Origin of the sequence: Reyranella soli (genome assembly GCF_007992495.1) — a bacterium.
GTDB lineage: Bacteria > Pseudomonadota > Alphaproteobacteria > Reyranellales > Reyranellaceae > Reyranella > Reyranella soli.
In genome coordinates, this window is record NZ_BKAJ01000287.1 from 1 (window position 1) to 5,802 (window position 5,802).

5 protein-coding genes are annotated in these 5,802 nt (G+C 67.7%); 1 reads left to right on the forward strand and 4 read right to left on the reverse strand.

The window, feature by feature from the left end:
* A partial coding sequence (locus RSO01_RS45650) for an efflux RND transporter permease subunit (RefSeq protein ID WP_147157276.1) occupies positions 1 to 1,942 on the forward strand: 1,942 nt, incomplete at its 5' end.
* A 32-nt stretch (positions 1,943 to 1,974) separates the two neighbouring features.
* Here the strand turns inward: RSO01_RS45650 and mltA are convergent.
* The 4 genes from mltA to RSO01_RS48175 all read right to left on the reverse strand — a co-directional run.
* Complete coding sequence (gene mltA, locus RSO01_RS45655) at positions 1,975 to 3,081, reverse strand: murein transglycosylase A (protein ID WP_147157277.1); 1,107 nt, start codon at positions 3,079 to 3,081, stop codon at positions 1,975 to 1,977.
* Between the two features lie 17 nt (positions 3,082 to 3,098).
* Positions 3,099 to 3,830 (reverse strand): Tim44/TimA family putative adaptor protein, encoded by a 732-nt coding sequence (locus RSO01_RS45660; RefSeq protein WP_174826001.1) that lies wholly within the window; start codon positions 3,828 to 3,830, stop codon positions 3,099 to 3,101.
* Between the two features lie 91 nt (positions 3,831 to 3,921).
* Positions 3,922 to 5,274: an adenylate/guanylate cyclase domain-containing protein gene (locus RSO01_RS45665; RefSeq protein WP_147157279.1), complete on the reverse strand. Its 1,353-nt coding sequence runs from the start codon at positions 5,272 to 5,274 to the stop codon at positions 3,922 to 3,924.
* Positions 5,274 to 5,802: class I SAM-dependent methyltransferase (locus tag RSO01_RS48175; RefSeq protein ID WP_170303878.1), on the reverse strand; the 529-nt coding region annotated here is incomplete at its 5' end. The genes RSO01_RS45665 and RSO01_RS48175, both read right to left, overlap by 1 nt.

Genomic DNA, 5,802 nt, shown 5'->3' on the forward strand with positions numbered 1-5,802 from the left:
GGAAAACATCTTCCGCCATCTCGCCGAAGCGAGCGCCGGCCATCGGCCCCGCTACACGCAGCCGACGCCGCGCGGCATGACCGGCAAGATCGCCACGATCTATCACGCCTCGGGCGAGGTCACGCAGGCGATCTTCTTCTCGGCCACCATCATCATTGCGGGCTTTCTGCCCTTGTTCACCCTGTCGGGTGTCGAAGGCCACATCTTTGGCCCGATGGCCAAGACCTACGCCTACGCCCTGTCGGGCGGCCTGCTGGCCACCTTCACGGTGTCGCCGGCACTGGCGGCGCTGCTCCTGCCGGAGAAGGTGTCGGAGACCGAGACCATCATCGTGCGCGGCCTGCGCCGTCTCTACCGGCGTGTGGTTGCCGTCGTGCTGGTACGGCGCGGCCTCACGGTCGCGACGGGCCTCGCTCTGATGATAGCGGCCGGCCTGGCGGCCAGCACGGTCGGATTGGAATTCCTGCCCAAGCTCGAGGAAGGCAACATCTGGCTGCGCGCGGCGCTGCCGCCCTCGGTGTCGCTCGACGAGGGCAACGCCTATGCCAACCGCATGCGCCGCCTGGTCAAGAGCTTCGCCGAGGTCGAGACCGTGATCACCCAGCACGGCCGGCCCGACGACGGCACCGATCCCGACGGCTTTTCCAACATCGAGTTCTTCGTGCCGCTGAAGCCCTTCGACACCTGGCGCAAGGGACTGTCCAAGGAGGACCTGATCGCCGAGATGGGCAGCGCGCTGCGCCAGACCTTCCCTGGCGTCACCTTCGCCTTCTCGCAGTACATCCAGGACAACGTCCAGGAGGCGGCCTCCGGCATCGATGCCGAGAACGCCATCAAGATCACCGGTCCCGACCTCGCGACCTTGCGCAGGATCGCCGTCGAGATCCGTGGCGTGCTGGAGAAGATCCGCGGCATCACCGACATCCAGGTGCCGCCCCTGCTCGGCCAGCCGACCATCCGCATCGACATCGACCGCCAGAAGGCCGCGCGCTATGGCCTGTCGCCGGGCGACATCAACGCCACCATCCAGGCCGCGGTCGGCGGCCAGGCGGCGGGCGACCTCTACGAGGAGGGCAGCGATCGGCACTTCCCGATGATGGTGCGCCTGGCGCCGCGCTATCGCGAGAACATCGAGGCCCTGAAGCGCATCGCCATCGGCGCGCCCGGCCCCAACGGCAGTATCGTGCAGGTGCCCTTGGCCGAGGTCGCCAATATCGGGCTGACGACCGGTGCCTTCTACATCTATCGCGAGCAGCAGGAGCGCTACATCCCGGTGAAGTTCTCGGTACGCGGCCGCGACCTCGGCGGCGCCGTGCTGGAAGCCCAGCAGAAGGTCGAGCAGGAGGTGAAGCTGCCGAGCGGCTATCGCCTCGATTGGGCCGGCGATTTCGCCAACTTCGAAAGCGCCATCGCGCGTCTGTCGATCGCCGTGCCGATCGCCATCGCCGTGATCCTGCTGCTGCTCTATGTCAGCTTCGGCTCGCTCACCGACACGTTGATCGCCGGCAGCGCCATCCCGATGGCGCTCACCGGCGGCATCTTCGGGCTGTTCCTGGCGGATATGCCGTTCAGCATCTCGGCCGCCATCGGCTTCGTCGCCCTGTTCGGCATCGCCGCCATGAACGGCATCATGGTCGTCGGCTGCTACAATCGCCTGATCGAATCGGGCCTGGAGCGCGAGCGGGCGCTGAGCGAGACCTGCGACCAGCAGATGCGGCCGGTGCTGATGACTTGCGTGGCCGCCTGCGTCGGCCTGATCCCGGCGGCCTTCTCGACAGCGATCGGCAGCCAGGTCCAGCGGCCGCTGGCCGTCGTCGTGGTCGGCGGCACGCTTCTGGCACCCGTCCTGATCCTGACCGTCCTGCCGGCCGCGCTCAGCATCTTCTCCCGGCGCCGACCCGAGGTGCCGACGGAAACAGACGAGATGGTGCAAGCGGGTTAGGCCGGAGCGCGGACCTCCAGGTCCGCGCTCCCTTAACCCTTGTTCGGCACCAGGACGATCGCGCGGCCGCCTGAGTTCATGCGGCCGGCCCAGTCGGCGGCCTGCGTGCCGGTGCCGAAGAAGACGTCGCCGCGGGCCGGTCCCTGGATCGCCGTGCCGGCGTCCTGGGCGATGACCAGGCGGCGATAGGGTTCGGTGGCGCCGGGCTTGCGCGCCACCGGCCGCACCGTGTCGATCCAGATCGGCGTGCCGTAGGGCGTGAAGGCGGTGTCGATGGCCAGGCTGCGCTGGGCCGTGAGCTGGACGCCCTCGGCGCCGACAGCGCCCTGGGTGCGCGTGTCCTTGAAGAAGATGTAGCGCTCGTTCTTGCGCATCACGTCGCGCGCCTGGGCCGGATTGCGCTTCAGCCAGTCGCGGATGGCGGGCCAGGTCGCCTGCTCCTTGCTGGTGAACACGCCCATCTCGATCAGCACGTTGCCGATCGCCGTATAGGGCCGGTTGTTGGAGCCGTCGAAGCCGAGATTGATGGAGCCGCCCTCGGCGAGCTGGATGCGGCCGCTGCCCTGGACCTGGACTTCGAACAGCGCCACCGGATCCTGCACGTAGGCGATCTCCAGCCCCTTGCCCTTGAGCGCGCCCTGCTCGATCTCGGCGCGCGTGTAGTAGGGCTTGTCGGTGAGGTCCGTCGGACGCTTGTAGACCGGCACCGTGAACAGCCGCGACGGCGCCTTGCTGCCGCGCATCTCGGGCTCGAAATAGCCGGTGAACTTGCCCGCCACCTGGACGACCAGCGGCCGGAAGTTCTCCTCGAAGAAGTCGCGCGAGGCGCGATCGTCGCCAGGCTTAACGGCAGCCGCCGAATCGCAGATCTTCTTCCATTCGGCCGGCGTGATCGTCTTGAAGCCGCCATCGGTGGCGATCTTGGTGTCGGGGCCGGCCGTCAGCTTGGGGCAGGAGCGGCGGAACGAGGCTAGCGCGTCGGCGTGCTTGTCGTCGGCCCAGCCGCTGATCTCGTTGAAGGAAATGGGCGCCATCGCCACACGCTGTTCGTTCGCCGGGCTTGTGCCGTCGGCACAGGCAGCCAGCAGGCCGGCCGCGGCAAGCAAAGCCACGACGCCGGACAAGACGCTCCAGCGCATAATCGAATGAGCCTCCCTCAGCCTTCGCTTTCTGTCTTGATCAGCAGCCAGTTCGGATCGCTGGACTTGGTATCGCGACGGAATGTCCAGAGATCGATCACCTTCTGCACTTCGTTGGGATTGCCATCGACGATCTGGCTATCGGCATTGCGCAGCACGTTGATCTGCTCGCTGACGAAGCGGACGGTGACGCTGGCATTGGTGCCCTGCAGCTCGGCGGCGGCGATGTCGGAAGCCTCGAAGCCGATCAGGGTCGTCTCGGCCTTTTCCTTGCGCTCGATACGGCCGCGGATCGCCGCTTCGAAGCTGGCGAAGGTCGGCCCATCCAGCAGCGGACGCAGAGTCGCGGTGTCGCCCTTGGCGAAGGCTTCGACGATGGCGGTGAAGGCAGCGCGCGCGCCGCCCGTGAAGCCGATCGGCTCGAAGCTGGGATCGGCGGCGCGGATGGCCGCGACGCCGGTCGCGGCGGTCGGCATCACGGTGGCGCGGATGCCGCCCGGCCCGCTGGTCGCCAGCGAGGGCCGCGGCGCCGGCGCATTGGCCGTCGGCAGCGGCACGACATTGTCGTTGCCCTGGTTGGCGGGGGTGTCGCCGACGCGCGGCGTGGCGGTTGGCGGTGCAGGTGGCGTGAACGGATCGCGCGCCGGCGGCCGCTCATTGCCCGTGCGCTTGCCCAGCACGGAGCGCAGCCGCAGGATCAAGAAGACTGCGACCAGCCCGATGAGGATGATGTCGTAGTTGTTACCCACGATGGCGCTCCGCCAATCCGTTCCTTTAGGCGAGGCAAATTACATAGGCCCCGAATGGGGAAAGGGCAAGGCAACGCCGGCCGGCCCGCCATCACTTTGCCAGGACGACGATATCGACCGGTTCGCTGACGCCACCCACCGGTCGGTTGGGCCGGCGCTCACGTGGCAATGGTGCGACATAACCCTGCCGTTCGGCCAATTGGTAGGTGCGGGCATCGGTCAAAGCCCGTGTTTTCTCGTCTTTATTGTGCTTTTCGAGCTTGGCGGCGAAATTTACAGCATCGCCGATCACGGTGAATTCCAGCCGCTCGCCGTCGCCCACGGCGCCGAAGACGACGCGACCGGACGCCACAGCCAGTCCCACTGAAAGCGGCGCCAAGGCGGCGGCCCGGCGCTCGATGGTCCAGCGCTCGGCCGCGCCGAGCACGGCATCGGCGGCGCGCAGGGCGTCTGCCGCGGCGGTGGTCGAGGCCGCCACCGCGCCAAACGAGGCAAGGATGCCGTCGCCCAAAAACTTGTCGATGCTGCCGCCGTTGCTGACGATCAAGGGGCAGACCCGGCCCTGGTAGTCCTGCAGCAGCTTCATGACGGCGTCAGGCGCGAGGTCGACGGAGAGCCGGGTGAAGCCGCGCAAATCGACGGTCAGGATGGCGACGTCGCGCAGCTCGCCTTCGCCCGCCTTGATCGTCATGGCGGCGCTGCGGATGCGGTCGGCCACGCCGGGATCGAAGAAGCGCGCGAGGTCGCGCGCCGCCGCGCCTTCGCTAACCGACCGCACCAGCAGATGACGGGCGCGCGAGATGGCGATCGCCAGCACCGCCGTGGTCAGCAGGATGGCCAAGAGCTTCTCGGCCTCGGCCTGGACCAGGAAGGCGTTCGAGGTCATGTACTCGACGAAGTCGGTGGTCTCGTTGGGTGGTCCGCCGCGGCCGCTCAGCGCGTAGAAGATCAGAGCGAGCCATCCCGCTGCTGCCGTCAGGCCGGCGACGATCACGAAACGCGCCTCGAAGCGTAGCGCTCGGAGCGCAATGAAAAGGAACACGAAAAGCAGTGCCGGCGCCTTCAGGTTGAAGACGGCCGTCTGGGCGTACTTGTAGTGCAGGAAGTAGATCAGCCCCAGCAGCAGGGCCATGTCGACGACCACCGACACGTAGAGCAGCCACTCCGGCAGGGCGTGGCGATAGGCCAGCGCCAGGCGGCCCAGGGAGAACAGCGTGTACAGGATGAAGACATACGTATCGAACGAGTAGTCTTCCTGCACCACGCCGGTCGCCATGCTGGTGGTCTCGTAGGCGACGAACAACAAGGCGACCGCCGCCAGCTCGGCCCAGCCGATCAGGATCTCGCTCTGCTGCTGCTGCTGGCGGATCGCCTCGCGTACGCGCTCGGGCAGGCGTTCCACCCCGCTCGCGCCGAACAGCCAGCCGCTCAGGCGGCCGAACATCAGCGCTTCTCGAGCCAAAGGCTGGCCGGCAGGGCGTCGTCCGGCCGCGGCAGGCGCGCCACGACCGACGAGGCCAGCCGGTCGTTCAGCCGCCGCTCCGCCCAGGCGCTCGAGAACAGCGGCCGGTAGGCGCCGCTGGTCAGCATCGGCACCACGCCCTGCTGCTCGTTGTAGGCGCGCCAGCCCCAGATCGCCGGATAGTCGAACGGCAGGAAGATGTCGTGGATGTGCACCAGCGTGCCGGCCGGCGCCGCCGGCAGGACGCGATTGAGCAGGATATCGGCGTCGCTGCCCGGCATCAGGATATGGCTGGAATCGATGAACAGCGCGTCGCCGGCCTTCAGCACGTTGAACAGGTCGGCGGGTGCGGCCTGCAGGGTCGAGGACACGACGCGCACGCCGGGCAGGTCGATGATGTCGGCGCGTGGCGCGGGATCGACGGCGATGATCTCGCCGAGCCCGCCCAAGGCCTTCGACAGCACGCGCGTCGAATGGCCCGAGCCGACCTCGATGATGTGCTGAGGCTTT

Excerpts from the sequence above, each read along its gene's own strand:
- mltA (WP_147157277.1), bottom strand. The coding sequence starts at position 3,081 with ATGCGCTGGAGCGTCTTGTCCGGCGTCGTGGCTTTGCTTGCCGCGGCC.
- RSO01_RS45665 (WP_147157279.1), bottom strand. The coding sequence starts at position 5,274 with ATGTTCGGCCGCCTGAGCGGCTGGCTGTTCGGCGCGAGCGGGGTGGAA.